Genomic DNA, 24,714 nt, shown 5'->3' on the forward strand with positions numbered 1-24,714 from the left:
CATTTAGCTGCAACCATCGCCCCTCCCCACCCAATCCACCCAATCCACCCCATCTACCCTTCCCACCCTTCCTACCTAACATCCCGCTTCGCGGGACTGCGCTTCGCTTGCCTCCCAACCTCCCCTCCCCTAATTTATTTTCATTCTCAACATTCCTTATACTATTTTCGGGCTTTGATAAAAAACAATCAAACAATTCAGAATGGAAAAATCATTGAAAGGAAGCGAAACGGAAAAAAACCTATTAAAGGCCTTTGCCGGTGAATCTCAGGCACGCAGTCGCTATACCATGTTTGCCAAACAGGCACGCAAAGAAGCTATCGCCAAATTGAAGCCATCTTTTTAGAAACCGCTGATCAGGAACTCGAACATGCCAAACGATTTTTTGGATTTTTAGAAGGCGGCATGGTGGAAGTGACCGCGACATTCCCTGCCGGGAAAGTAGGAACCACGGCTGAAAACCTGAAAGCGGCCGCAGAGGGTGAAAACGAAGAGTGGGCCGACTTGTATCCCCAATTTGCAGAAGTGGCCGCAGCCGAAGGATTTCAAAAAGTTGCCAATGTGTTCAAAAACATTGCAAAAGTTGAAAAAGAACACGAAGCCCGCTACCTGGCACTAATGGCCAATGTATTGGAAGGCAAAGTATATGAGCGTGAAGAAAAGGTGCGTTGGAGATGTCGCAACTGCGGTTTCGTTCATGAAAGCACCAAGGCACCAAAAGTTTGTCCGGCCTGTGATCACGACAAGGAGCACTTTGAAATTGAAGTTAAGAACTACTAGTCGGCTCAACCAGGCAGATTAAAACAAAGAGCCTGGACTTAAAGGGCAGCCTGAATGCCTCCCCGGCTCTCTGTGCATCCTCTGTGGCTCTCTGCGTAACTTATAATTATTTGTTACATGGAGGCTCACAGAGGCCCCACGGCAACCACCCCATCCAACCCCATCTACCCCATCAACCCCATTTACCCAATCAACCCTATTTACCCAATCAACCCTATCGACCCCTATCTACCCCCATTTACCCCATCTACCCTTCCCACCCTCTAGACCTCTTGACCTAATTGCCTCTCAACCTCTTGACCTACCCCCCCTCTTTTCCCCCCTCATCTATAGGCAAATTGCTGTAAAACCCGTAATTTCGCTAAAAAGAAATCGAGCATGAACCATCTTCGCATCCTATTTATGGGCACGCCGGAATTTGCGGCCCATCATCTTAAAGTACTTCACGAGCGGGGCGCCCACATTGTTGCCGTCATTACCGCGCCCGACAAGCCAGCAGGAAGGGGACAAAAACTAAAACCTTCAGCAGTCAAAGAAATGGCGTTGGAGTTGAGCATCCCCGTTATGCAACCAGAAAAGCTGAAAAACCCGGACTTTTTAGAGGAGCTCAAAAGTTACCGGCCCGACCTGCAAATTGTGGTGGCCTTCAGAATGCTGCCTGAAGTCGTATGGAATCTGCCCCCAAAGGGCACCTTCAACCTCCATGCATCGCTATTGCCCCAATACAGGGGGGCTGCCCCCATCAACTGGGCCGTCATCAACGGTGAAAAAGAAACCGGCGTCACCACCTTTTTTCTGAACCATGACATTGATACCGGAAACATCATCATGCAGGAAAAAGTCGCCATTGCGCCCAATGACAATGCCGGCGATGTTCACGACCGACTCATGGAAGCGGGTGCCGTTCTGGTTGTAAAAACAGTAGAGGCCATTGCAGCCAATACGGTTCAGGAAATACCTCAAAACACCAACGAAAGCACCCTTTTAAAACCGGCCCCTAAAATCTTCAAAGAAGATGGCCGGTTGGATTGGAACCAATCCGCCGCATCCATACACAACAAGATAAGGGGATTAAGTCCCTTCCCCGGTGCATGGACCGAGCTGATTGAGCCCGGCAAAGAAGCGATTGCCCTCAAGATATTCAGCACAAGCCTGCTGGATGAAATAGAAACCCTGCAACCAGGGGCTGTATATTGCGACCATAAATCGGTCCTTAAGGTAGGCACCAAGGATCGGCCCCTTCTGATACATGAACTTCAACTGGCAGGAAAAAAACGAATGAAGACAGAAGACTTCCTCCGTGGCTACAAGTGGCAGCCGGAAGCCTATTTTAAATAATTTTGGTTCTTGCCCGACAAAACGAAATATTCTTTAAGTCTGACAGACAAAGCCAAGGGTATTTTCTTAAAAGCGGCCCCTTCTGTGAAGAAACTGACTGGATTATATCCCCCAAATATTTATATTTGTCTCCAGATGCTTTTCACAGGCACTGAAATAAGAATAATTGCGTTTGAACCATACAAGCTAATTCGAATGACTAAGATAAAAATTGCTACATCACTGTTATTGCTTATACACCTCGCCTTTTTGGCGGACAGCATTCACGCACAAAATAGAATTACCCGCCAACAGTACATTGACACCTATAAGGATTGGGCCATTTCAAGTATGAATGTGACAGGCATTCCGGCTTCTATAACCCTGGCTCAGGGCATTCTTGAGTCTGCCTCAGGAAACAGCACGCTGGCCAAAAGAGACAACAACCATTTTGGAATAAAATGCCACAGCGACTGGACCGGCAAGCGGGTGTATCACCACGATGACGCCAGAAATGAATGCTTCAGGAAGTACAACAGTGCCCTTGAATCCTTCCAGGACCATTCAGAATTTCTCACCACCCGTTCCAGATATGCCGCCCTGTTTGAATTGGCCACCACCGATTACAAAGGATGGGCACACGGTTTGCGCAAGGCCGGATATGCCACGAATCCGCAATATGCCCAGCTCCTCATCAGAATTATTGAAGAGGAAGAACTGTATCAATACGATCAGAACATCAGTCCCCGGGCCCGTAAATCTAACCGGGAACTGGAGCGAAGAAAAGATGCCGGAGGACTGGTCATTAACCCATACGAAACACGGCCGGTCAAGTACAACAATGGGGTCAAATACGTTGAATTACAAGAGGGGGACACTTTTGAAAGTCTGGCCCGAATGTTCAATCTAAAAGCGTGGGAATTGCCTCACTACAATGATTTACCTCCGAATACGCGACTCGACAAATACCGCCTGTTGTATGTAGAGTCGAAAAGGCGCAACGCCCACCCCGACCATCCACACCATACCGTACGTAGCGGTGAAAGCATGCATGAAATAAGCCAGATATACGGCATTCGCCTCAATCGCCTCTATTATCTTAACCGCATGGAAGAAGGAACAGAGCCTCAAAACGGGGACCGACTGAATCTGCGCAAACGCGTTAAATATTAAAACGGGACACCATGCGTAAAACCCATATTGGCATTGAACTGACCAATTACGATGCCATTAAAGACTTAAAGGAAGAGGAACAGCAACTGGTAGAATCAGCCTTATCAGCTGCCCATAAGGCCTATGCGCCCTATTCTCAGTTCAAAGTAGGAGCTGCCGTTTTGCTGGAAAATGGAGAAATCATCACCGGCAGCAATCAGGAGAATGCCGCCTATCCGTCAGGTTTGTGTGCGGAACGTGTGGCTTTGTTCTGGGCGGGATCCCAGTTTCCCGAAGTAGCTGTAAAAACGATGGTTATTGTTTCGGTTAAAGGGACTGAAATGGTTTCACGCATTGTGGCTCCATGCGGGGCTTGCCGACAAGTTATCAATGAAACATCTCATCGCTGTAAAAAGAATTTTCCACTATTATTGGTGGGCAAAGATGGCATTATCAAAGTGGATAATGCCAACGACTTACTGCCTTTATCCTTCGGCCCGAATGAACTTTAATCTTCAATTTCTTTAAGAACCTTTTCAACCTCCTCTTCGGTTTGAAGCAGCTTTTTTCGACACAGACGAATGAGTTCTGAAACCCTTTTCACCTTGGCGGAAAGTTCGTCCACATCCAACTCCTCATTTTCCATCAGCCCCAAAATTTCTTCGATCTCGATGATGGCATCACCGTAACTTATCTTTTTATCTGTCATAACACTATCTAATTTTTTCTATCATCCATTGAAGGAATGGTAAACTTAACAGTGGTTCCCACGCCTGACTGGCTGTCCACTTCAATTTCACCATTGTTTATTTCCACAAACTCTTTGCATAGAATCAAACCCAATCCGGTACCTGGCTCATTGTGGGTTCCGGAGGTGGACTGATTGCCATCTATTTTAAAAACATTTTCCAATTGCGTACTGTCCATTCCAATCCCCCTATCGGCCACCGTCATTTCGATAACACCATCGGCTCTTTTCAGACCATTGACCTGGATGGTGCTCCCCACCCTTGAAAACTTAATCGCATTGCTGATTAAATTTCTAATAACCGTGGAATAAATATTGGCATCGGCCAGAGCCTCCAATTGCCCTTCCATCTTTAAGGCAATCACAATATCCTTTTCCTGCGCACTGATGCGCAACAAGTTAACAATATTGGTTGTTAAGATATTTAAATCCAGTTTTTCAGGATGGCAGGCCGTATTTCCTGTCTGTGTGCGCGACCATTGCAACAAGTCCTCCACCAAAGTGTATAGTTTGCTGGTGGAATTATGGACCAATTTGCTGTAATACTGCACTTGATCGTGGTTCAAACTTTCTGACTGCAGCACCAGCATTTCAGACAAGCCCATTAACGAGCTAAAAGGACTTCTAAGATCGTGGGCCACAATAGAGAATAGCTTATCCTTGGATTGATTGGCTTGTTCTGCTTCAAAAAGTTTTTCTCCACATAGCGCTAACTCTTTCTTAAGACGCTTTTGACGCAAAAATAACAGCGCAACAAGTATCCCTAAAGCCAAAAAACTCATGGCCATTCCCACCAGAAAATAACCATTACTAAACACCAGACTACCGACGCCAAAAGCCAACATGGAATTTTCAAGGGCGAAACTAAGAGGAAACAGCAGAAAAGCAGGCATACATTAACAGCTTTAGTTACAGTGTAAAATTAAAATTTATCCTTAAAATTAAAAGCCAATTTAGAAATTTATTTGACCTGTATCTGGACTTCACTGCTCACTTTTCCATCCTAAACCGGGTTTCAATAAGATCTCCCTGATTTAAAAGTTGAACATCTTTTATCACCTCACCATTGCGCAGCGTAACTGTAAATCCCCGCTTCAATACCTCTGAAGGGTCATTCAAACGGTTATTCTTATCCAGCATCTCCAAATGCAATTTAGAATGTTTTAAAAGAGAAATACTCTGGCCCTTTAACTGGCCAATATACCTCCCCAGTTTTTGATGCTCACCGGTCAAAGCCCTCGAAGGCATTTGCCTGATCTGTCCACCAAACTGTTTCAGCAATTGCGCTTGCCCCTGTAAATACCCTTGAGTAAGGGCCGGCACGCGTCGACCCAAATTCAAAAGCTGATGTCGTTTTTCGGCCATCAACTGCTGAGCCCTTGGAACCAGCTGGTACGACTGCCGATCCAGACGATTCTGGTGCTGCAAGAGCTTTTCCCGTGTAATTTGCTTTAAATTCCTGCTATAACTGTTCACCTGTTCCAATACCCGGGAAGCGCCAGATATCAGGAACTCAGCCACAGCCGTTGGGGTTTTGGCAGAGGTATGAGCGACCATATCGGCCACTGACACATCCCGGTCGTGACCGATTCCCGTAATTACAGGAAGTGGGAACTGGGTGATATGATAGGCCAGCCAATAATCATCAAAACAAAGCAAATCGAGACTGGCCCCTCCTCCCCGTATTAAAACCACTAAATCAAAAAAACCGGCGTACGCAAATATCCTGTCAAATGCCTCTGCAATAGACTGTGCAGCTTTTTCGCCCTGCATCACAGCGGGGAATAAACGATGGTAGAAGGTGATTCCAAAAGCGTTGTTTTCCAACTGGTGAATAAAATCGCCATACCCGGCGGCTCCGGCAGATGAAATAATGGCGATTTTCTGAGGCACCAAAGGTAAAGAAAGACCTTTGTTCATCTCAAGCACCCCTTCTGTTTTCAATCGCTTGAGCACCTCCTGACGTCGTTGCTCCAAATCACCCAAGGTATAAGTCGGGTCAATGTCCTTAATGGCGAAGCTAAGACCATAGACTTCCTGAAATTCAAGGGAACCTTTCACAAGAACCTTGATACCATTGGTAAGGGGACGTCCCGTGGAAGTCTCAAAGTAGGGTTTGAGCATGCGATAAGTATAGCTCCAAATCATGGCCCGCATACGGGCCACTACCTGATCAGAGCGTTCATCCTTCTCTACCAGATCAAGATAACAATGGCCGTTTCTGTTCTCACGCAACTCTGCAATTTCTGCCCGCACCCAAAGCGCCGACGAAAAAGAGCTTTGTACAACACCCTTTAACTGGCGATTGAGTTCCAGCAAAGAAATAGCGGGGTGTGACATAGGTTAAAGTTTTAGTTGTATAAATTATTGTCCCATCATGTAGCTATCCGGGTCATTGGTATAATCTTCCGGATCTTTGAGTCGCCCCCGGTTCCGTTCAAACTCCCGAAAGCGCTCCTCCTGTTGCTTATCTAAAAACCCCTGCTCTTCGGCTACACCATTTTTATAATTCAGACGATAATCTTCATGCCCCAAGGCATTAAAGAAAAACCAGGAGCCATCCATTCTGCCTTCATTGTACATGCCGTAAATTTCCTTTCGCCCATTTTCAAAATAGATGGTATAAGCCCCGTGCAATTTCCCCTCCTTATAATTGGCTGTCAAACGCTCCCCGCCTCCGGGATAGTAGGTCGTCTCCAAACCGTGCATTTTACCTTTCTCCCAATGGGAGATGGAAGCCACACGGCCATTGGAATAGTAGGTTACCGACTGGCCATCTTTCAGATTGTTCACATAGTGCTCCTCTGCAATCAATCGGCCTTTGGGATTATAGAACTGCCATTCACCGGTTTTATGGGTGCCTTCAAATGTCCCCTCAGCCATCTTAATCCCATTCTCATCAAACAACACCCCAAGCCCTATCTGGCCCTCATCATCATATACGATGCGCGCCATTTGGCGCCCATTGGGATGAAAGCGCAGCATTTCTCCCACGGGTTTTCCATCCACAAAAGTAGCTTTATACATGGTATGGCCATTAGGATAGGTCCGCTCCCATACCCCTTGCCTTAAACCATCCCCATCCGTCTGATTAATACCCCCGTCCGTTGCAAACGCCTCTTGCGCCAGAATGGCAGAATAAGAAAAAAGACCCAACATCCAAATAAGCACCCAATACTTCCTCTCCATAACTCACTTATTAATTTGCTCAAAAATAAAAAAAGTCTCCCACTTGGGGAGACTTTTTTATAACCTATAATGAGAATAGTTCATTACCGCTTTGTAAATAACTGTTTTTGAATAATTTGCATCCAATAATGGCAAAACAACAACTCCTCAACGCTACAAGTAAATCGCCGCAATAAAAATCGAAACGATCCCTTTATTCCTGTATGGGGACAAACTCAATCGACCAAAAATTATTGTCACTCCCTTTGCGCAAAACCGACAATTCTGTCCCCAAACTATTGGAAAACAGATAATGCGCCTGCACCTCATAAGGAGCTGCCTGGGCATCAGGTTGATAAAGATTGTCATAGCTGTAGGTTTGCGTTAAGGTAAAATCATTGTCTTCAAACTGATAAATTTCAGGTGAAATAGATTGGTAATTTTGATATTTGAGCGCAAAAACCGAATGACTACTTCTACAATAATCCATCCAGGGAATGGTGTAGTAATAGCTATCTCCCGAAAAAGCAAGACTTGCAATAGAAGAAAGTCCGTCTGTAACATAACCATCTTTGGAAATGGCATCAGATAAGCGGTAAACGCGACCTTTTGAACTGATGATATAATTGCCCACAAACCAAAAATCATCGAATGATTCAAAAATGTCTGCCTTTTCACTTCTGTCCATTATATCGTACACATAAACACCTGAAGACACTTCTGTTTCAGACCCAATAATGTAGTTTTGACCAGGTACCTTTTTAATCAGACAGTCCTCATACACACGACTTCCCTCCATGGCATATCCGTTACTAAGATTGACCCAATAAACAGATGTATGCTGAACATCAAAATCACCGCTCTCTGTGTAGGCACACCAATTATATGCAGCCCACTCTATGTCGGCCAAAATACCCGAGACCTCGATTGTTTTTGTAACGGAATGACTGGTCATATCTACCACACTAATTCTACCACCATGTCCTACCAAAGCCTTTGAGTAATCTTCTGAAAGCGCCAAACAAGTGGGGGCTTTGCTCAATGGTACTTCGTACAAAATTTCTCTGGCGTTAACGTCATAAGCGACCAGTTTATTGGGTTGCCCCGTAACATAATACAAGGTATTAGAGCCTTTGTCGAAGGAGGCATCCGTAATGTGACCTTCCAGGGCCTGGATGTTTACATTATTACCTACTGCACGGGCTGTTACGGAAATGGGGTAGGAAGGATTATTGGAATCGTTGGATTTCAGATAAATGGTGGCAGAATTCAGGCCCGGCTCAAGTTGGGTGCGGTCGCAGATAAAAGAAATCTCAATACCAGAATAAGCGGGACAAACGCCGGACATTGCAGAAACGCTGAGCCAATCGGGAAGTTCTTCTAAGTGCCAAGCCAGAATACCATTTCCGTTATTATTAATATTCAATAATTTGCTGGTTTCCGTTGTCCCAAACTCTATTGGTAAATAGTAAGAATAAATTTGCAACTGAGGCGTTCCCAAATCAGCTGAAACGGCGACTTCAACCTGTTGATTGTTCGGGTCGTTGGTCACCAGCCAAATGGAGCCATTTAAACCATTCCAACCGCTTTCTACGGCCCTTTCGACATTCAACTTAAAGGGGATATTCGTAATCCCACCTTGCCCAAGAAGCAGGGACATCGGGTTGAACCGGTCGATGTCTACCGAAAGCCAGTCGGGCATGCTCACAATATCCCAGAGCAAAACACCATCTCCAAAATTGGCAATTTCCAATTGGTTACTTCCGTTGTCGTAACTAATTCTAAGCGACCCCGCCACTTGTACAGCAGGCTCACCTTCTGTAATGTAATATACGGGGACGGCGTATTTTTTACCGTTGGCACTTACCAGCATCTGGTCGATGTAAACACCCGCTTCACTAAAATCCGCTTGCGCGTGCGCCTGCCCGTGAATGATCGCCGTGTCCTTACTAAATTTACCTGAAAAGGCGTCGAGAATCAGCCAGTCGGGTTTACGCTCAATCCGGAATTCGGTTTCTCCCGCCCCTTCACACACAAAATGGTAATCATCGGCTTCCCATGTTGGGAGATAAAAATGGAAGACTCGCCCACATCAGTAATGTCGGAATGCTCATTAACGAAGTCATTACTGCAAGAAAACGAAAGCACTGTGGCAGTAACTATAAGAAAACTTTTAAAAACCCACTTCATAAATATGAAATTAAAGATGTTCGACACGCATTTAGAAACTGTACCTCACAGTCAAACCATAGTCGAGGTGAGAGACATCGATGGCCGTTTCCAGCTCCTGATCATTGATTTCATTATCGGCATCCTTGTAGGAGGCTTTTTGGAGTTTCGCCCAGATGAAATTCCCTGCCAAACCGGCCGAAAACCCGGGCGAAATTTGATATTCAACAGAAAGCCCGCCTTTGATGCCGACTGTTGCTCCCGTAGTTACCGCATTGGCCTGGTCATAGTATTGTTGATATCCTATGTTATAACCAGCACCCTCATTCCAATAAGTTTGATATTCAGAACTTCTGACTTCATTGCGAAACAGAAAAAGCCCGGAAGACAAAGTTTCTGATATTTTCAATTTTCCTGCACTGCCCGGAAACTGTTGAAATAAAAGCGAAAGGCCCGAAAAATGGGCATAAAGCTTTTCATCCAAGGATAAATGGACAAACACCGGAAGGCTCATTTGATTGTATCCTGGGATTAAAAAATTCTTTTCGGAGGCAGAATAAAAAAGCGAATAATCAACGCCAATACCCACATTTTTGGACAGCAAATAATGAAAAGCTGCATGAATGTGTAATCCGTTTTTCAGTTGTCCAATGTAATCATCTGCTTCCGAAGTCGGCACCCCCATTTCCACCAACGTATTTTTATAGGAGCCAAAATCGGTAAACAACCGGGCCATACCACCTTGTATCGTAAGGAGGTAGGGGCGTTCGGGCCTGTCCAGACTAAATGGTGCCCGATAAGGGTCCCTGTCAACACCTGGTTGATTTAAACGTAAATAATGTAATACATTCGAAGTGGCTATCGACTTTCCAACCACCTGGAATTCGGAAGTCTCTTGTTCATAGATGATGCGCTCATCACCCACCGATATGATTCGACAGTCGATGGTATCTTTTTGAACTGTAATGATTCTATCTTGCGCTTTGGTAGCTGTCAACGCAATAAAAAACAACCAGATGGGCAGTAGTCTTTTCATGGATAATATCAGAATTAAGGTATTTGATGCACTGCATACAGCGCTCGCAAATTAAGTTATTATCTCTTTTATTTGCAAGACCCGATTCAACAATTGTATCAAACATCCGAAATTTCGATTTCGATCCCAAAAAAACGCAGCAAGTCAAAAACTTGCTGCGTATATTCAATAATGGATGGTCGTATAAAACCGTACCTTATTTCACTTCTTCAAAATCAACATCGGTCACTTCGTCATCGCCACCTTTGTTGTTTCCTGAAGATTGCTGTTTTCCGGCATCACCCTGAGCTTGACCGCCTTCAGCGCCTTGTGCCTGACTGGCGTTGTACATGTCCTGAGAAGCCGCCTGGAATACCGTGTTCAACTCAGTGGTGGCCGCATCAATGGCAGCGATATCCTGAGATTTATGGGCTTCCTTAAGCTTTTCTAAAGCAGCTTCGATGGGCGCTTTCTTTTCAGCAGGAATCTTATCGCCAAACTCCTTCAGTTGTTTTTCAGTCTGGAAAATCAAACTGTCGGCTGTATTCAATTTTTCGATACGCTCTTTGGCCTGCTTATCTGAATCCGCATTGGCCTCAGCCTCCTCTTTCATGCGCTTGATTTCATCCTCTGACAATCCGGAAGAAGCCTCGATACGAATGCTTTGTTCTTTACCGGTACCCTTGTCCTTGGCTTTCACATGCAGAATACCATTGGCATCAATGTCAAAAGTCACTTCAATTTGTGGAACACCGCGTGGGGCGGGTGGCAAACTGTCGAGGTGGAAACGACCAATGGTTTTGTTGTCTTTGGCCATGGGACGTTCACCCTGCAGGACATGAATTTCAACAGATGGCTGGTTATCGGCAGCTGTTGTGAAGGTTTCCGACTTTTTAGACGGAATGGTGGTATTCGACTCAATCAGTTTGGTCATTACACCACCCATGGTCTCAATACCCAATGACAGAGGGGTAACATCCAGCAACAATACATCTTTCACTTCGCCGGTCAATACACCTCCCTGAATGGCAGCTCCTAAAGCCACAACTTCGTCGGGATTCACGCCTTTTGAAGGTTTCTTTCCAAAGAAATCTTCTACCAATTTCTGAATAGCTGGGATACGGGTAGAACCACCTACTAAAATCACCTCATCCACATCAGAAGCGGTCATGCCGGCATCTTTCAAAGCCAGTTTACAAGGTGCAATAGCCCGTTGAATCAAACCATCTGCCAACTGTTCAAACTGTGAACGGCTCAATGTTTTGACCAAGTGTTTGGGAATACCATCCACGGGCATAATATAGGGCAGATTGATTTCAGTGCTGGTGCCACTTGACAACTCAATTTTGGCTTTTTCAGCCGCATCTTTCAAACGTTGAAGGGCCATGGGATCTTTGCGCAAATCAATGCCTTCATCATTCAGAAAACTTTCGGCCAACCAGTTGATAATAACGTCATCAAAATCATCACCACCCAGGTGGGTATCACCATTGGTTGATTTTACTTCAAAAACACCATCACCCAACTCAAGAATACTGATATCAAAAGTACCACCTCCTAAGTCGAACACAGCCACTTTCATGTCCTTGTCCTGCTTGTCAAGACCATAAGCCAATGAGGCCGCCGTTGGCTCGTTGATGATACGACGCACTTTTAATCCGGCAATTTCTCCTGCTTCCTTGGTCGCCTGACGCTGCGCATCGTTAAAGTAAGCCGGTACGGTGATAACCGCTTCTGTCACCTCTTGTCCCAGATAGTCCTCAGCTGTTTTTTTCATTTTCTGAAGTACCATCGCAGAAATCTCCTGTGCGGAATATTGACGGTCATCAATTTGCACACGTGGAGTATTGTTATCGCCTTTTACCACCTTATAAGGCACGCGGGTAACCTCATGAGGAATGTCTTCATACATGGTACCCATGAAGCGCTTGATCGAATATATGGTCTTTGTGGGATTTGTAATGGCCTGACGCTTGGCAGGATCTCCTACTTTACGCTCTCCATTTTCCACAAACGCCACAATTGAAGGGGTTGTTCTTTTACCTTCGCTATTGGGGATGACAACCGCCTCGTTACCTTCCATTACTGAAACGCAAGAATTAGTAGTTCCCAGATCAATTCCAATTATTTTTGCCATTTTGTAAATTGTTTATACTGTTTTCAATTATTTTATTTCGGTCTCTATCAACTTTTGATGGCCCGATAAAAGCGCTGAAAAAATCAGGAGCGGTTTTAACCGGACAGTCATAAACAATCAAAGGCTGTGCCATTTAAAAAAAGGAGAAGTTTTATGTAATAATGGCACTTGAGACATCTGCAAAATGCCGGATCTGTAGGATCAAAACCCTTGGCCATCAAAAAAAGCCACCAAGCAAAAGTGGGGCGCAGGCCCCACTTAATCAACTATTAACAACCATTTACCGGCCCTTTAAAAGTGCGTCATTTTAGGTCGAATGGCCGACTGACAGTCATAAATGACAAATCGTCAGAACAATCACTTACCGGCAAAATATTTCATAAACTGAACCCTTAGTAAGCCGGCAGGATTATCGATGTTATTCTGGCTCAACTGACCTCGAAAATCCTCAATTCCTTCAAAACTTTTACCTTCCATCCAACCCGCCAGCTCCTGGTTCATTTGTCTTAAATGCGGGATCCCGCTTTTATATAAAGAAGAGGCTACCTGAACACCTTGCGCACCGGCCAAAATCATTTTAGCCGCCGTTAATCCACTATGTACACCGGTAGTAGCATACAAGTCACATTTCACCTTTCCTGCTGTAAGGGCTATCCAGCGCAACACATTTAAATAGTCGTCCGAACCGCTATAAACCGGCCCGGGAACAATTTCCAGTGCTCCATATCAAAGTCCGGGTCAAAAAACCGATTGAAAAGCGTAATCCCCTGAAGTCCCGATTCTGATAACTGCCTCAACATATTGCCCAGCCCTGAAAAATAGGGACTGATCTTCACATTTACCGGAATGGTGACTTCCTTCATCACATTACGGACAATATCCAATGCAGCAGACTCATAATCTTGTCCGGGTACAGACAAATCCGACGGTAATAAGAAAACGTTTAACTCCAGACCATCGGCTCCTGCCTCTTGAAAATATTTAGCAAATGAAGGCCAGTTTTGAGAAGTGACACAATTAATGCTGGCAATAACAGGAATATCCACTGCTTTTTTGGCATCAAAAATCAACTTCAAATAGTTCGTCAGCGTGTCCTCTACATCATCATTTTCATAAAACCCGATGGTCTCCGGATAAAGATAATTTTCTGAATGCAGTTTATTCAGGCGACGGTCCAGCTCCACAACAATTTCCTCCTCAAACAAAGATTTAAGCACAATAGCACCTGCTCCGTACATCTCCAGTTCCCTGATTTGGGCCAAATTTCCTGTAAGGCCGCTACTGGCTGCCACAATAGGCGAGGGCACTGGCAGCCCCATATAAAAAGTAGAAAGATCAGTCATAAAACAATCAAGGGTTAATATGAAATATGACAGCAAAGTACTTGAAAAATCTGAAAAAAGTAAATACCCGAACAAAAAAAAACAGGTATTCGTTTGCATGAATACCTGCTTTTTTATGAATATCGATCCAATGGACGCGTCAAAATCTACTTTTTCTGGTACTTGAAGTATTGCAAATTGTGGCCCATTCTTGTCTTCTTGGTATGCATATAAAACTCATTGAAAGGATTGGTTTCCACTTCAATGGGCACATTGTCAACAATCTGAAGACCATAGCCCTCTAATCCTATCCGCTTAATGGGATTATTGGTCATCAAGCGCATTTTGCAAACGCCCAATTCTCTCAGAATTTGTGCACCCACACCATAATCCCGCTCATCAGCATCGAAGCCCAGTTCAACATTGGCATCCACTGTATCCATGCCGTCTTCCTGAAGCTTATAAGCGGCTATCTTGCTCATCAGACCAATACCTCTACCTTCCTGGTTCATATAAACAATCACCCCTTTCCCTTCTTTCTCTATGGTTTTCATGGCCTTATGCAACTGCTCGCCACACTCACAGCGCAGGGAACCAAAGATGTCACCGGTAGCACAACTGGAATGAACGCGCACCAATATGGGTTCTTCACTGTCCCACTCCCCTTTTATCAGGGCCATGTGCTCAAGGCCGTTCGACTTCTGCTTAAAAGGAATAAAGCGGAAATCGCCGTAGGAAGTGGGTAGATGGACTTCAACGCCTTTTTCTATCAGACTGTCCTGCTTTAAACGGTAAGCGATCAAATCTTTGATGGTCACAATCTTTAATTGGAACTTCCTCGCCATTTCCATGAGTTCCGGCATGCGGGCCATGGTACCATCGTCATTCATAATTTCTACCAGCACGCCCACCGGACTAAGACCGGCCAAACGGGCCAAATCAACGGCAGCTTCGGTATGGCCCGAACGGCGAAGCACGCCCTTCTCCTTGGCTTTCAAGGGAAATATATGTCCGGGACGCCCCAATTCTTCAGCCTTGGTATCCGGGTTGGCCAGCGCCAAAAGCGTCTCAGCCCGATCAGATGCAGATATGCCCGTCGTACAACCACGACCAATTAAATCGACCGAAACGGTAAAGGGCGTGGCATGTAGAGAGGTATTTTTTCCGACCATCAAATCAAGATCCAATTCTTCGCAGCGCTTCTCCGTTATAGGTGCACAAATAAGCCCCCTTCCGTATTTGGCCATAAAATTGACCTTCTCAGGCGTTATCAACTCGGCAGCAGCAATAAAATCGCCTTCGTTCTCCCGGTCTTCATCATCCACTACAATTACAAGCTCGCCCTCACGAATGGCATTAATGGCTTCCTCAATAGTGTTAAGTTCAAATTCGTTTGGTAATGACATTGGTATGATATTGATTAAATATGGTCTTTTTTCCTTTTAAAAATAAATTCTTTCAATTTTTGCATATTGGAATAATAAGCATCTGCATTTAAGAGGGCTGAGTCGGTGGCCGACTTATAAGTTAGAAATGCCCCAATGGGCAATAACACAGCCGATGACAACCACATGCCCTGATAAACAAACCAGACGCCATCACGGGCAAATTTGGTTCCCATGGTATCGATAATGTAATACACAACAAAAAAGAAGATAGATATGACAACAGGCATTCCTAATCCGCCTTTACGGATGATGGCCCCCAGGGGTGCACCAATAAAGAAGAAAATCAGACAGGCAAAGGAAAGGGTGAATTTCCGATGGTACTCCATCTGATGTTTTCTGATCCGGTCATCCTCCCTTTCAATGAAGCGCATCTGGTCATCAATGGTTTGTTTATGATCTCTGGCCGACCGGATGGCATTCTGAATAACCATTAACTGCCTGCCCCCATCCAGGGTGTTAAAGGCAGAGTCCGCGTTGGTCACTACCGCTGAATCAATCACCGACAAGCGCTCGCCTCGCGGCTCCCGCATCCGGTTGAAATGCAAATGAGAAGAGCGATCTTCCACCGATGCGATGTAAACCTGGCGCTCCTGACGAAGGGAGTCCAAATCATGAGAAATCTGTTTGAGATTTTTCATACGATCACCGCCCCGAAAAAGGTTTTCATCTGTTTTGGAAAAATCGAAGCCCTGCAACTGTATAATGCCAATCTGTTCCTTGAACACATCTGTACGGTACATCCAGGAGTCCTTCTTCTGCTGCTGCCTTTTATTGCCAGCTTCAAGAGCCACCCGTTCATCGTAGCGCACCCCGTCATAGAGGGTCAGCAACAGGTGTTTTTTATCTTCAGAAACCTGCAATTTACCCGAATCCGCTAAAGTCACATTACTGTTAGCTGCCTGCCGATCGCGGTGGTCATAAATCATCACTTCCCGAAGCATATTGGTTTCCCTGTCCTTTTTCTCGACTTTAATACTAAAATCATCCACCCCCTGATAAAAAACCCGTTCTTTAATATCTAATTCCAGGCGGGTTTCCCTGATTCCATGCAGAATAGACACCAATTTAAGATTGGCGACCGGTAATACATTGTTGGAAAAGGCATAAGCCATGCCGGAAATGGCCATGGTAAGAACGATAAGCGGCATCATTATTCTGGGCAAAGAAACCCCGGCTGATTTAAGTGCTGTCAGTTCATAATTCTCCCCCAGGTTACCAAAAGTCATCAATGAAGCCAGCAAAATGGCCAGGGGCAAAGCCATGGGCACCACCTGCAGAGAAGCATAAAACAGCAATTCCATCAAAACAGTCCACTCCAGCCCTTTTCCAACCAGATCATCCACATACCGCCACATAAACTGCATGACAAGAATGAACATGGCAATAAAAAAAGTCATGATTAATGGCCCTGTGTAGCTTCTGAATATAAATAGATGCAGTTTCTTCATGGTGATTCAAACACAGTCAAAAAATACGCTACAATGGACAATAATTATTCCAAAATGCAAGCAGCAAATAAAAAAACCCGGCTTATGCGTTAACATATCCGGGTGCAAATTTAGTGATTAGAAATCAAAAAACAGGATAAATCTAAGCAGAACCCAAACCGTGCTTCAGAATTTCAACCTGACGGTTCCAGAGTTCTATGATATCATCCTTGTCATCGGCCTCTGTATGGTCAATAACAACCAAGGCTACATCACCGGTCAACTCATCCACATTAATAAGGAATTCAAACCAAACACCCTCCAGATCTTCATCTATCCAAGTGTATCTGACCAGCTTGTTCTCCTTTCGCAAAGTTTGTTCCGCCTTTTGCTCACTTCCCTCCCACTTAAAAGTAAAAACCTTGCCATGAACCGACACATCATCGGCAAACCATTCACTAAGTCCACTCGCCGTACTCAATCGGTTAAAAAGTATTCCGGGAGAAGTGTTAAGAAGATATTCCAACTCAATAGTCTCTCTTTGTTCTGTCATATCAATGAGTTGTTAATTGTTTATATTTCGACAATATAGTGGTTTTATCCAATAAAAAAAAATCTATCTGAGAAAAAAGCCTCAAACAGTCTCTTACGAAGCACTAAATCACTCACTAACAAACTTCTAAACAAACACATCACTCAACAACTCCCCCATCCGCCAATTTTATTCGCCCGGCTTCAAGAATGATCAGACGCTTTTTATATAAAGCCCCAAGTGCCTTCTTAAAATTCTTTTTACTCATCTTAAAAAGCATCTCAATATCTCTGGGCGAACTTTTATCAGACACCTGCATGAGGCCACCCTTTTCTCGTAAAACAGCCAGAACTTGTTCCGAGAGATCATCCATCTTCTCATAGCCGGGACGTTCGAGCAACAAATCAATCTTCTCATCCTCCCGAATCTTGGCAATATACCCCTTTAGCTTTTGCCCCATTACCAGCGGCTTAAACACCTGATTATAGTAGAGAACCCCTGAATGTAAGCCATTAATAATGGCCTTATAGCCCAATTCGGTTCTGGAAGCAATCATCAGGTCCACCTCCTCGCCCGGTTGGTAGGATGGGGAAACATTGTCCAAAAAGCGATCAATTTTTGCAGATGCAGCAATACGGCCGGTTTCATCATCAAAATAAACATACACCACATAGGAGCGGTCCTTCTCCATCTTCTCTTTTTGTTCCCGAAAAGGAACCAAAAGATCCTTCATTAAACCCCAATCCAAAAAAGCACCAAAATTGCTGACCGAAACCACCTTTAAAAAGGCGAAATCACCTACCACGGCCAGAGGTGTTTCCGTGGTAGCAATCAAACGATCCTCCGAATCAAGGTAAACGAATACATCCAACTCATCCCCTTCTTTGGTGCCGTAGGGCACATATCTCCTGGGCATAAGTACATCTCCAATGGTATCTCCATCCAGATATACACCAATGGTGACCACCCGCAAAACCTTTAACTTGTTTACTTTTCCTATTTCAACTGCCATCTCAGCGATAATTTTTATTGAGGCCAAAGATACCCATAAAGTAATTGGGACCTTGACAAAGTAATGAATTTTAAAAAAAATGCCAATAAAAAGAGGCTGCCATGACCGGCAACCTCTTTTATACTCAGTTATAAAACCAAAGTCCAATCAGTAACTATTTGACTTTATCCTTATTATTTAACGCAGCCACAATTTTGGCTTCTATTTCTTCGGCCAACTCCGGATTGTCTTTAATCAAATCCTTAACCGCTTCACGCCCCTGTCCCAGCTTGGTCTCACCATAACTGAACCAGCTGCCACTTTTCTTAACAATGTTATGCTCCACCCCCAGATCAACAATTTCGCCGACCTTAGAGATACCCTGACCATACATAATGTCAAATTCTGCTTTACGGAAGGGGGAAGCCACTTTGTTTTTTACCACTTTAACCCTTGTCTGGTTACCAACCACTTCATCCCCGTTTTTCAATTGGGATATACGACGAATATCCAATCGGATGGAAGAATAAAACTTGAGCGCATTACCACCGGTGGTGGTTTCGGGATTGCCGAACATCACGCCAATTTTCTCACGCAGCTGGTTGATAAAAATACAACAGGTGTTGGTTTTACTAATATTGGAAGTCAGCTTCCGCAAGGCCTGGGACATTAATCGGGCCTGCAAACCCACCTTGTTTTCACCCATTTCTCCTTCAATTTCAGCCTTGGGCGTTAAGGCCGCTACGGAGTCAATCACCACCAAATCCACAGCAGAAGAACGAATCAACTGATCCGCAATTTCCAGTGCCTGTTCCCCATTGTCGGTTGGGAAATCAGGAGCTCTTCAATATTAACCCCTAACTTTTCGGCATAAAAACGGTCAAAAGCATGCTCCGCATCAATAATGGCAGCAATACCTCCCATTTTCTGGACTTCTGCAATGGCATGAATGGCCAGGGTGGTTTTACCGGAAGATTCAGGACCAAATATTTCCACAACCCGTCCACGTGGATATCCACCCACACCCAATGCCAGGTTCAGAGAAATGGAACCTGATGGAATAACGGGCACATCAATATAAACCGTATCCCCCATGCGCATAATGGCACCCTTGCCATATGACTTTTCAATTTTATCCATGGTTAACTGAAGGGCTTTCAGTTTTTCCTGATTCACTTTATTCTCTTTTGCTTCTTTTTGTTCAGCCATCTTTTGGTATATTATATTCAATTATTTTAGCATGGTGAAGATAAGAAAAAAATTAAAAACCCATTCAATCAAAGCCTTATTCTGATAAAATCTGCTGGCTATGATTTTTCGTATTCACCTTCTCAATCACCTTCTCAATCAGCCCCTTCTCATCAATAATAAAAGTTGTCCGCATCACTCCCATATAGGTTTTTCCATACATTTTTTTCTCGCCCCAAACACCATAAGCCTGAAGAATTTCCTTTTCCGTATCCGCCATTAAGTTAAATTGGAGCTTATATTTATCGATGAATTTTTGGTGAGATGCTTCACTGTCGGGACTCACACCGATCACCTCATAACCTTTGCTCAGAAAAGTCTCATAATTATCATTTAAATCACAGGCTTCTGAGGTACAACCCGGCGTATTGTCCTTCGGATAAAAATAGAGAACGACCTTTTTACCTTTGAAGTCTTTCAGTGAAATAAGTTCTCCGGCCTGATTTTTTCCGGAAAAATCCGGTGCTGGCATTCCTTCTTTTAAATGTGTCATTTGCGTATGTTTTAATTAGCGTATCTGGCCCATTTCAGCCGTTGCCGACCTCCCTGATCAATCAGGAAATGGGGCCATCGCTTCTGAAACAAGGGGTGACTATCTTTTGTTGCGAAATATGTGACAATGTCAAAGGAAATTCCCCAGCTTTGATTAAATTTGAAGCCCTTAATCATAAATACATATCAATTGATAATCAGACATAAAGCAAGTATCATGCGGAGGAAAATAGTTTTTTACCTAATACTCTCATTTTCGTTTTTAACGGGCATAAGGTCTCAGGGACAGGCCACACCGTCTGAAGCTCTGTCGCTCTTCAAGGCCGGAAAATATGCGGAGCTTTGCCAATTTACGAAAAGCTTTTAGAAAGAAAAAACAGAGATGCTGACTATAATTACTATTACGGTGTTTCGCTGTTCAAGCTCAATCAAAGCTATGATGAAGCCATTCAACGCTTGAAAATAGCGGCTTCACGACCGCCGGAAGCGGATGTCCATTTTTATTTGGGACAATTGTACCAACGCGTTTATGAAACCCAACTGGCAGAAGAACAATACCAGCTCTTCCTTAAAAAGCAAAAGGGCAACAACGAAATGACCGACCGGGCCAAGCGGGCCATTGAGGACTGTCAGGCTGCCGAAAGACTGATTAACAAACACTTTAACATTGAAGTCATTCAAAAGGACACCATCGATAAAGCAGACCTTCTAACCTATTACCATCTATCTAAGGATGCAGGGAAATTATTGACAGCGGGTGAATTTTTCAGTGTAGGGGTCCATCCCGATCAAATTGTTTTTCGTACCGAAAGAAGCAATGAAGTGTTTTTCCCCCTGTTGGGAAGCAGCGGAAAGTACGATCTGTATAAAATTGTCCGCTTGCTGGATGCATGGACGGAGGCGGAGTTCCTGGAAGGTTCTATCAACAGTGATTACAACGATCTCTATCCCTTTATGCTAACGGATGGAACCACCATCTATTTTAGCTCAGACCGACCGGGCGGAATGGGTGGCCTGGATATATACCAGTCCTTCTTTGATCCACAATCGGGCACCTTCTCAGAACCTGCCAACCTAGGCCCCCCGTTTAACTCGCCGGATGATGACTATTTACTGGTCCCCGACATATACGCAGGAAGGGCCTGGTTCGCCACCAACCGTGGTGTTGGAAGCGAGCGCCTGGTCATTGCGGAAATTGTGTGGGACGACCAGGTCATTCGTAATTTAACCCAAAACGTGCATCAGATAAAAACGTTGGCAGCACTGCCTGTTTCAGAAAATGCCCTGCCGCGTGCCAGCTCCACACTCTCCTCCCGTAACGCCCCCAAAAAAGAGCGAAAAACAGAGCTGTTCCGATTTCAGGTCAGTGACACCCTCGTCTACACACAGTTTGAGCACTTCCAAAGCAAAGAAGCCCTGTCGGCCTTCCGTGACGGTTTTACCATCAGCCAAAAGCGGGACAGCCTGACCCTACTTATGGGAAATAAGCGTAAAGCCTACAGTCAAAGCTATAATCAGCAAGAATTAAAACAGCTCATCGAACAAATTGTGGCCTTGGAAAAACAAACCTACGGATTGGAAGAATCTATTAACAGCCACTACCAAAAAGCCCGAAGGATGGAATTGGACCATATCCGACAGCAAATCAGAGAAGGCCGTTACGCCCCGAAGACTTCCACTCAAAAAATGCCAGATCAACCAACGGAGTTGCAGACCATTTTAGCCAACCTGAAAAAGGGGGAATTATCCTTCTACACAGATGCCGAGTTTCAAAGAAAAATGGAGGAGCGGGCACCCATGTACCGCACCCTTTTCAATCCCTCTCAAATCGCTGAACTTCAGCGGGCCGACTCGCTCTCTGTCTGGGCCAACATCCTCTCCCTTGAATCGGCTCGATTGCTGGAGGAATCGCGCAACATTACCACACAGCCGGTTAATTTAAAGGACAGAATCACCAATGGCAGCGACATTGAGGAGGAGATGAGTCAGCAAATGGAGGACCTGATCCATCAATCCAGAGAATACAAGCGCAACTCCCTGATACTCTACGAGCAGGCATTGGATCATAAATACCGTCTTTATTATGAGAGGGCCCTCGCATTGGGTGCAAGCTCCAACCAGGCTGGAAGCGAAGAGCTGGCCAGTCATGCCAGAACCCGCTACAATGAAGCGGATGAGAGCATCAAACGTTTACAAACCTACCATCCGGAGCAACTGGAACGATTGCTGGCCCTAAAAAGACAAAGCAATGAAATGTTGGAAGAATCGCTCAATATACAAATGGCCGGAACCGCACAAGCAATGGTAACAAGTCCTGCCAGTCAGACCGGCACACGTTTCACGGACATTTCAGGCAGTGTAGCGCCCTCCTATCCAGCCATTCACAAAAACGAAGCAGGCGTCGCCACCGGTCAGCCGGCACGAAGGGACGAAACCCCATCGGATATAGTGGCCGGCGCTTTTGCGACCGCCCAACCCGGAACCGGCCAAACGGAACCGGCAACCACTCAAACCCCGATGCCGCTCGAGTACCGCATACAAATTGGGGTATTCAGAAATGAACCCAACGCAGCAGCCTTGGCCAACATTCCGCAAATATCCAGTGAAGCCTTGCCCGACAAGCCTTTAAGAAAGTATTTCAGCGGCTCCTGGCCGGCCTACGAAACAGCCAAATCACAGGTGGAAAACATCAGAGAAGCAGGTTTTCCGGGCGCATTTGTAGTGGCCTTTTTCAATGGCCAGCAAATATCACTGGAAGAGGCCCGTAAAAAAGAATAATTCAGAAATCACGCACTGAAAAACAGTCACTTGAATCCAATTTAAACCCTATAAAAACGTTTCAGGATAAAAAAAATCCCTTTTGAAAAGATTTGCCGCACCGGTTCATTATCCTTTCGTTTTTTTTTGTTACTTTGAGGTCAAATATTTCAGATATGGTACCTTTAGATAAGAAGAGTGAGCGGGATAAATCGAGGAGGCAGCACTTGGAAGAGCGCTTGCTTATTTTGCACAATGACGAAATCAACACCTTTGACCATGTCATCCATTCCTTACAGGAAGTCTGTTTGCACGACAAGGTTCAGGCCGAACAGTGCGCCATACTAACCCACCTGAAAGGCTACTGCGAAATCAAACGGGGTGTGTTAACCGAACTGGAAGAACTACAAGAACAACTGACAACGAAAGCACTTAACGTCACCATAGACTAGGACAATGACCATCATCGTATTATTGATTTTAACCGGAATATTACTGCTTGTTCTGGAATTTTTTGTTTTCCCCGGTGTTACCATAGCCGCGCTTGGGGGCCTGCTCATGATTGGCGGCGGTGTTTATATGGCTTATAGCACCTATGATCCAACCACCGGCCATCTGGTCCTGTTCTTTACCATTGTGGCCATTTTGGTGGTATTGGTGATGGCCCTTAGGGGAAACACATGGAACAGTCTGATGCTCAACACCGAGATAAAGGACAATGTGCAGACCGTGGCCGATGACGTTATACACCCGGGCGACAAGGGCGTGACCACAACCCGTTTAAACCCCATAGGCAAAGCACTCATAAACGATCTGGAGGTGGAGGCCAAATGTCCCGGCCAATTTGTCGATCAGGAAACAGATATTGAAGTGGTCAAAGTATTTAAAACTTATGTAATTGTTAAAACTATAAACTAAATTGTATGGAAAACTTTGGAGCATTAGGACTTATTGCAGTCATTATAGTCCTATTCTTTTTATTCTTATACTACGTACCGATATTGCTGTGGTTTTCCGCACGCGTGTCGGGCGTTCGTATATCCTTGCTGCAGCTGATACTGATGCGTATTCGTAAGGTGCCGCCTACAGCCATCGTAAGAGCACTGATAGAAGCGCATAAAGCCGGATTAAAGGATGTTAAACGGGATGAGCTGGAAGCTCACTTTCTGGCTGGCGGTCACATTGAAAAAGTGGTTCACGCCCTTGTTTCAGCCTCTAAGGCCAACATCGACCTGACCTTTCAAATGGCTACCGCCATTGACCTGGCAGGAAGGGATGTATTTGAAGCCGTTCAAATGTCGGTCAACCCCAAGGTGATTGACACCCCGCCGGTAGCTGCTGTGGCCAAAGATGGTATTCAGCTGATTACCAAGGCACGGGTAACCGTTCGTGCCAACATCAAGCAATTGGTGGGTGGCGCCGGTGAAGAAACCGTCCTGGCCCGTGTGGGCGAAGGAATTGTGTCCTCTATCGGTTCGTCCAGTTCGCACAAAGCCGTTCTGGAAAATCCGGATTCCATCTCCAAAGTGGTGCTGGGCAAAGGTCTGGATGCAGGAACAGCCTTTGAAATTCTCTCCATTGACATTGCCGATATTGACATCGGTAAAAACATTGGGGCTGAGCTGCAAATTGATCAGGCCGACGCCGATAAGAACATTGCCCAGGCGAAAGCTGAAGAGCGCCGTGCCATGGCCGTAGCTGAAGAGCAGGAAATGAAAGCCAAAGCACAACAGGCCCGGGCCAATGTGATTCAGGCTGAAGCAGAAATTCCAAAAGCGATTGCAGATGCCTTCAGAAACGGAAATTTGGGCGTGATGGACTATGTGAAATACCGCAATGTAGAAGCCGATACGGCCATGCGTGATTCCATTTCCAAACCACCACAAACAGCCTATCGTCCGCCAAAAGGTAAGGACAAGGATAAAGATGATAAGTAATAGCATCTAAAGTGTCAAAAAGGGGCTGTCGAAATTCGACAGCCCCTTTATTTTTAATAGTTCGTTATCTATTA

General features: G+C 45.0%; 23 protein-coding genes and 1 pseudogene. 9 read left to right on the forward strand and 15 right to left on the reverse strand.

Annotated features, from left to right (window positions below; translation table 11 throughout):
• Window positions 1-202: 202 nt before the first annotated feature.
• The 5 genes from JCM15548_RS25965 to cdd all read left to right on the forward strand — a co-directional run bounded on the left by JCM15548_RS25965 (window position 203) and on the right by cdd (window position 3,761).
• Window positions 203-346: a ferritin family protein gene (locus tag JCM15548_RS25965; RefSeq protein ID WP_305047385.1), complete on the forward strand. Its 144-nt coding sequence runs from the start codon at window positions 203-205 to the stop codon at window positions 344-346.
• On the forward strand, window positions 337-780 hold the full coding sequence (gene rbr, locus JCM15548_RS10990; RefSeq protein WP_305047388.1) for a rubrerythrin: 444 nt from the start codon (window positions 337-339) through the stop codon (window positions 778-780). Before JCM15548_RS25965 ends, rbr begins: the two co-directional genes overlap by 10 nt.
• A gap of 378 nt (window positions 781-1,158) precedes the next feature.
• Window positions 1,159-2,118 carry a methionyl-tRNA formyltransferase gene (gene fmt, locus JCM15548_RS10995; protein WP_062125272.1) on the forward strand — a complete coding sequence of 320 codons (960 nt, stop codon included), beginning with the start codon at window positions 1,159-1,161 and terminating at the stop codon, window positions 2,116-2,118.
• A gap of 195 nt (window positions 2,119-2,313) precedes the next feature.
• Window positions 2,314-3,270, forward strand: a complete 957-nt coding sequence (locus tag JCM15548_RS11000; protein WP_062125368.1) for a glucosaminidase domain-containing protein — start codon at window positions 2,314-2,316, stop codon at window positions 3,268-3,270.
• 11 nt (window positions 3,271-3,281) lie between these two features.
• Window positions 3,282-3,761: a cytidine deaminase gene (gene cdd / locus JCM15548_RS11005; protein WP_062125275.1), complete on the forward strand. Its 480-nt coding sequence runs from the start codon at window positions 3,282-3,284 to the stop codon at window positions 3,759-3,761.
• On the opposite strand, the gene xseB is transcribed toward cdd, so the two are convergent.
• From xseB to bcp, 15 genes and pseudogenes are all read right to left on the reverse strand, one after another.
• Window positions 3,758-3,958, reverse strand: a complete 201-nt coding sequence (xseB, locus tag JCM15548_RS11010) for an exodeoxyribonuclease VII small subunit (protein ID WP_062125277.1) — start codon at window positions 3,956-3,958, stop codon at window positions 3,758-3,760. The genes cdd and xseB overlap by 4 nt on opposite strands.
• Window positions 3,959-3,966: 8 nt before the next feature.
• Window positions 3,967-4,890, reverse strand: coding sequence for a sensor histidine kinase (locus tag JCM15548_RS11015; RefSeq protein WP_062125280.1), 924 nt, complete (start codon window positions 4,888-4,890; stop codon window positions 3,967-3,969).
• Window positions 4,891-4,987: 97 nt separating this feature from the next.
• Window positions 4,988-6,337 (reverse strand): exodeoxyribonuclease VII large subunit, encoded by a 1,350-nt coding sequence (xseA, locus tag JCM15548_RS11020; RefSeq protein WP_062125281.1) that lies wholly within the window; start codon window positions 6,335-6,337, stop codon window positions 4,988-4,990.
• A gap of 24 nt (window positions 6,338-6,361) precedes the next feature.
• The gene (locus JCM15548_RS11025; RefSeq protein WP_062125283.1) at window positions 6,362-7,186 is read right to left on the reverse strand and encodes a toxin-antitoxin system YwqK family antitoxin; all 825 of its coding nucleotides are present in this window, start codon (window positions 7,184-7,186) and stop codon (window positions 6,362-6,364) included.
• Between the two features lie 193 nt (window positions 7,187-7,379).
• On the reverse strand, window positions 7,380-9,200 hold the full coding sequence (locus JCM15548_RS11030; RefSeq protein ID WP_062125286.1) for a YncE family protein: 1,821 nt from the start codon (window positions 9,198-9,200) through the stop codon (window positions 7,380-7,382).
• Between the two features lie 186 nt (window positions 9,201-9,386).
• Window positions 9,387-10,370: a hypothetical protein gene (locus JCM15548_RS11035; protein ID WP_062125288.1), complete on the reverse strand. Its 984-nt coding sequence runs from the start codon at window positions 10,368-10,370 to the stop codon at window positions 9,387-9,389.
• 196 nt (window positions 10,371-10,566) lie between these two features.
• Window positions 10,567-12,486, reverse strand: a complete 1,920-nt coding sequence (dnaK, locus tag JCM15548_RS11040) for a molecular chaperone DnaK (protein WP_062125290.1) — start codon at window positions 12,484-12,486, stop codon at window positions 10,567-10,569.
• A 357-nt stretch (window positions 12,487-12,843) separates the two neighbouring features.
• Window positions 12,844-13,152, reverse strand: a complete 309-nt coding sequence (locus tag JCM15548_RS11045; RefSeq protein WP_157482673.1) for a beta/alpha barrel domain-containing protein — start codon at window positions 13,150-13,152, stop codon at window positions 12,844-12,846.
• Window positions 13,153-13,154: 2 nt separating this feature from the next.
• Window positions 13,155-13,829 carry a beta/alpha barrel domain-containing protein gene (locus JCM15548_RS11050; RefSeq protein WP_157482675.1) on the reverse strand — a complete coding sequence of 225 codons (675 nt, stop codon included), beginning with the start codon at window positions 13,827-13,829 and terminating at the stop codon, window positions 13,155-13,157.
• Between the two features lie 146 nt (window positions 13,830-13,975).
• A complete protein-coding gene (locus tag JCM15548_RS11055) occupies window positions 13,976-15,214 on the reverse strand; it encodes a bifunctional 3,4-dihydroxy-2-butanone-4-phosphate synthase/GTP cyclohydrolase II (RefSeq protein ID WP_062125297.1) in 1,239 nt (412 codons plus the stop codon).
• Window positions 15,215-15,228: 14 nt separating this feature from the next.
• Window positions 15,229-16,704 carry an LptF/LptG family permease gene (locus JCM15548_RS11060; protein ID WP_062125299.1) on the reverse strand — a complete coding sequence of 492 codons (1,476 nt, stop codon included), beginning with the start codon at window positions 16,702-16,704 and terminating at the stop codon, window positions 15,229-15,231.
• Between the two features lie 142 nt (window positions 16,705-16,846).
• Window positions 16,847-17,236: an START-like domain-containing protein gene (locus tag JCM15548_RS11065; RefSeq protein ID WP_062125302.1), complete on the reverse strand. Its 390-nt coding sequence runs from the start codon at window positions 17,234-17,236 to the stop codon at window positions 16,847-16,849.
• A 139-nt stretch (window positions 17,237-17,375) separates the two neighbouring features.
• Entirely contained in the window at window positions 17,376-18,227 is an 852-nt protein-coding gene (locus JCM15548_RS11070) for a CvfB family protein (RefSeq protein ID WP_062125378.1), read from the reverse strand.
• 154 nt (window positions 18,228-18,381) lie between these two features.
• Window positions 18,382-19,415 (reverse strand): annotated as a pseudogene (recA, locus tag JCM15548_RS26325) (recombinase RecA).
• Between the two features lie 76 nt (window positions 19,416-19,491).
• Window positions 19,492-19,947, reverse strand: coding sequence for a thioredoxin-dependent thiol peroxidase (bcp, locus tag JCM15548_RS11080; protein ID WP_062125305.1), 456 nt, complete (start codon window positions 19,945-19,947; stop codon window positions 19,492-19,494).
• A 341-nt stretch (window positions 19,948-20,288) separates the two neighbouring features.
• On the opposite strand from bcp, the gene JCM15548_RS11085 reads away from it, so the two are divergent.
• The 4 genes from JCM15548_RS11085 to floA all read left to right on the forward strand — a co-directional run bounded on the left by JCM15548_RS11085 (window position 20,289) and on the right by floA (window position 24,640).
• Window positions 20,289-22,724, forward strand: a complete 2,436-nt coding sequence (locus tag JCM15548_RS11085; RefSeq protein ID WP_062125308.1) for a PD40 domain-containing protein — start codon at window positions 20,289-20,291, stop codon at window positions 22,722-22,724.
• A 155-nt stretch (window positions 22,725-22,879) separates the two neighbouring features.
• On the forward strand, window positions 22,880-23,155 hold the full coding sequence (locus JCM15548_RS11090) for an ATP-dependent Clp protease adaptor ClpS (protein WP_062125380.1): 276 nt from the start codon (window positions 22,880-22,882) through the stop codon (window positions 23,153-23,155).
• Between the two features lie 4 nt (window positions 23,156-23,159).
• Entirely contained in the window at window positions 23,160-23,621 is a 462-nt protein-coding gene (locus tag JCM15548_RS11095; protein WP_062125311.1) for an NfeD family protein, read from the forward strand.
• Window positions 23,622-23,626: 5 nt separating this feature from the next.
• On the forward strand, window positions 23,627-24,640 hold the full coding sequence (gene floA, locus JCM15548_RS11100; protein ID WP_062125314.1) for a flotillin-like protein FloA: 1,014 nt from the start codon (window positions 23,627-23,629) through the stop codon (window positions 24,638-24,640).
• The last annotated feature ends 74 nt before the right edge of the window (window positions 24,641-24,714 follow it).

It is taken from the genome of Geofilum rubicundum JCM 15548, assembly GCF_000974365.1.
In the GTDB taxonomy this organism is placed as follows: Bacteria; Bacteroidota; Bacteroidia; order Bacteroidales; family Marinilabiliaceae; genus Geofilum; species Geofilum rubicundum.